We start from the raw sequence: 3,062 nt of genomic DNA on the forward strand, positions 1-3,062 counted from the left end.
ACCGCCGGAGGCGCTGCTCGGCTGGCAGGCACCGCCGCGGATGCCGCCGTGGGCGACCGCAGAGGCCGTCGAGGCGGCACGCGCCCTGCTGCGCGAACTCGCCGACGAGCAGGCCGAACCGCTCGCCCCGCAGCGCTCGGTGCACACCGCGCTGCACCGGGTACGGCACGGCGGCAACGCGGCCCGGCAGATGAACGCGGCACTGGAAGGCCCGGAGTGCGCCTTCCCCTTCACGGACGACGCGGTGGTGACCGCCGCGCTCTCCGCCGATCCGCGCGAGGCCGCCGCGCCCGGCCCCCGCACACCGCTACTGACCACCGCCATGCGGGGCCTCGTACCGCCGGGCGTGCTGCGGCGCACCGCGAAGGGCTCCTGCGAGGCCGATCTGCACCGGGCGCTGCACCGGCGGTCCGGGGGGATTCACTCGCTGCTGGACGGTTCACGGCTGGCCGCCGCCGGACTCGTCGACCGCGAACGCCTCGACCAGGCCCTGCACGCCCACGCCTCCGCCGCCTCGCAGACGCCGCCGACGTCGCTGATGCCGACCCTGGGGTGCGAGATCTGGCTGCGCTCCCTCCCGGGCGCGGAACCCGGCGCGCACGCGCCACCGGGGCCGCCGCTTCCGGAATCGCTGCGGGGTACGCCGTGAACACGGCGGAGGGCGGCGGCAGTTGGGGGTGGCGTTCCCACCCCGGCTCGGGTCAGTCGTACATCCGGCCCCGAACGGGCCGCGACGGGCGGGGAGTCGGCCGTCGGCCCGCACAGCTCCTCCGTCGCCCCAAGTGGGAGCTGTGCGGGCCCTGTTGACCGCCCTCGCCCGGCCGCCCGGTCGGTCCCCCGACGCGACCGGTGCCGTTCCGCCCCCGCTCGAAGGCGGGCCCGGCGGGGTCGGTCTCCCCCCATGCGTGACCACTCTGCCGGGAGGGGTTGGGCGTACCGCTGGACGTACCACTGGAGGTCTCGCCGGACGTACCGCTGGAGACGGCGCCGCCGCTCCCCGCAGAGAGGAACACTCGGCGCGACGCGGCACCACACGGCACGGCGCAGCACCGCATCACGGCGCCAACTGCCGTGCCTCTACCCGGAGTTCACACAGCCGCGTTCCCCGGACGTCTGCCGGGGATCCGTCGGGCGTCTCTCAGGCGCCCCTCACGCACCGACCTTCGCGTGCTCGGACTCCAGCAGGGCGAGCAGCACCTCTTTGCTGGGCTCCCGGTGCCGTACGTCGCACATGACGACGGGCACCGGCGAACGCAGGCTCAGCGCGGCCCTGATCTGGTCGGCGGAGAAGTCGCATTCGCCGTAGAAGCAGTTGACGCCGACGGCGAACGGAATGCGGCACTGCTCGAAGAAGTCCACGGACGCGAAGCAGTCGGAGAGCCGCCGTGAGTCGGCGAGTATGACGGCGCCGAGCGCACCGGCGGCGAGGTCCTCCCACATGAACCAGAAGCGTTCCTGGCCGGGCATTCCGAACAGATAGAGCACGTTCTCGCCGGCCTCGTCGAGGGTGATGCGGCCGAAGTCCATGGCGACCGTGGTCGTCGTCTTGTCGGGAATCCCTCTGAGGTCGTCGACGCCCAGGCTGGCTTCCGTGATGTCTTCCTCGGTGTTCAGCGGCTCGATTTCGCTGACCGATCCGATCATCGTCGTCTTGCCCACGCCGAAACCGCCTGCGACCAGGATTTTCAGCGCCGTCGGCAATGCCGTTCCGGCATGCCTCGGTTCAGAGCTTTCGGATTCCATCGATCACCTTACGCAATACGCGAGCATGCTCGTCCGGGGTGTCATTCTCGGGGCCGGGCTTCTTGACGAGGATGAGCGACCTGTCGGCCAGATCTCCGCACAAGACCCTCACCACGCTGGCCGGCAGATCGAGATACGAGGCGATCTCCACGATCGCCAGCGGCCGCCTTCTGACCAGTTCCATGATGGCGGCCGACTCGGGCTGTTCCCGGCGCGTGTCGTGGCCGGAACCCGCATCGTTTCCGACCACTTGGGTAATCAGCGTGAGATCAGACCGGCTGGGTAACGTGCGCCCACGCGTAATCGCGTAGGGCCGGGTGGTGAATCCGGCCTCTCTGTCGAACCACTGAGGGTGGTGAGGAGTTCCCATTTATCGCGACTGATCACCGGCTGCCACTTCGAGGCGAGGTGCTGCACTGAGGTGTGCGCCGACCTGCTGGACGACCTTGGCCATCTCATAAGCGGCCATGCCCGCGTCGACGTTCTCGTTGGCGAGCAGCGCGAGCCGGGACCCGTCACCGCCGGCCGTGATCAGAAGCAGCACGTTCTCCATTTCGATGACCGTCTGCCGCACCCGTCCGCCGTGGAATCGGCGCGCGGCACCCATGGAAAGGCTGTGCAGCCCGGAGGCGAGGGCCGACATGTGATCGGCGTCGTCCTTGCTGACGTCACGTGAGCGCGCGAGAAGCAGCCCGTCCTGCGACAGCACGATGACGTGGAGCGTGTCGGGGACGCGGTCCAGCAGGCCGTCGAGTAGCCAATTGAGCTTTTCATAGACTGGTGACTGCTCAGTCAATGTCCTGGTCCTTCCTCAAGGGAACCTCAGTGCCACCGTCACGGTTCAGGCGTCCTCCGGGGAGGCGCCGTCGCACTGTGCGTCCGACGACTCGGTGCGGGCCTGCCGGCCGGCCCGCTGTACGGCGCCCGCTATCGCCCCGGCTCGGCCGGGGGTGGGCCACCGGGGTGCGTGGCCGTCGTCCGCGGAGTGCCGCTCTGCTGTGGGGGGTGGCCCGGGCGGCCGGCGCAGTGGTGCTGCGAGGTTCTCGCCCGGTTTTCTCGTGGGGAGTGTCAACGGGGCCTTGAGCCTGCCCGGTTCGGAGCGCTCCGGTGGCGCCCCCGCGGGGGCGGAGGCGGACGCCGACGCCGCTGCCGATGCGGCGCTCCAGGGCTCGGACGCGGCCGGAGCCACGGGGGCCTGGGCCTCATACGCCGCAGCAGCCGCAGGGGCGTCGGGAGCCGCCGGTGCCGTCGGGGCTGTCGGTGCCGCGGGGGCCTCCGGTGCCGCCGACGCCTCGGCCGCCGCCGATTCCGCTTCGGCC

The 3,062-nt window shown here is 71.1% G+C and carries 5 protein-coding genes; 2 read left to right on the forward strand and 3 right to left on the reverse strand.

All coding sequences use genetic code 11. The features are described from left to right. On the forward strand, positions 1–649 hold a 649-nt coding region (locus AN218_RS16395; protein ID WP_244900482.1), incomplete at its 5' end, for an asparagine synthase-related protein. A gap of 500 nt (positions 650–1,149) precedes the next feature. Here AN218_RS16395 and AN218_RS16400 read toward each other — a convergent pair. Genes AN218_RS16400 through AN218_RS16410 form a run of 3 tightly spaced genes read right to left on the reverse strand, consistent with a single transcriptional unit; the run spans position 1,150 to position 2,539 of the window. After that, entirely contained in the window at positions 1,150–1,743 is a 594-nt protein-coding gene (locus AN218_RS16400) for a GTP-binding protein (RefSeq protein ID WP_070017633.1), read from the reverse strand. Next, a complete protein-coding gene (locus tag AN218_RS16405) occupies positions 1,724–2,113 on the reverse strand; it encodes a DUF742 domain-containing protein (RefSeq protein ID WP_070017634.1) in 390 nt (129 codons plus the stop codon). Before AN218_RS16405 ends, AN218_RS16400 begins: the two co-directional genes overlap by 20 nt. After that, complete coding sequence (locus tag AN218_RS16410; protein WP_070017635.1) at positions 2,114–2,539, reverse strand: roadblock/LC7 domain-containing protein; 426 nt, start codon at positions 2,537–2,539, stop codon at positions 2,114–2,116. Positions 2,540–2,822: 283 nt separating this feature from the next. Between AN218_RS16410 and AN218_RS37505 the strand changes: the two genes are divergently transcribed. Continuing rightward, on the forward strand, positions 2,823–3,062 hold a 240-nt coding region (locus tag AN218_RS37505), incomplete at its 3' end, for a hypothetical protein (RefSeq protein WP_216311775.1).

Source organism: Streptomyces nanshensis (assembly GCF_001751255.1).
GTDB lineage: Bacteria > Actinomycetota > Actinomycetes > Streptomycetales > Streptomycetaceae > Streptomyces > Streptomyces nanshensis_A.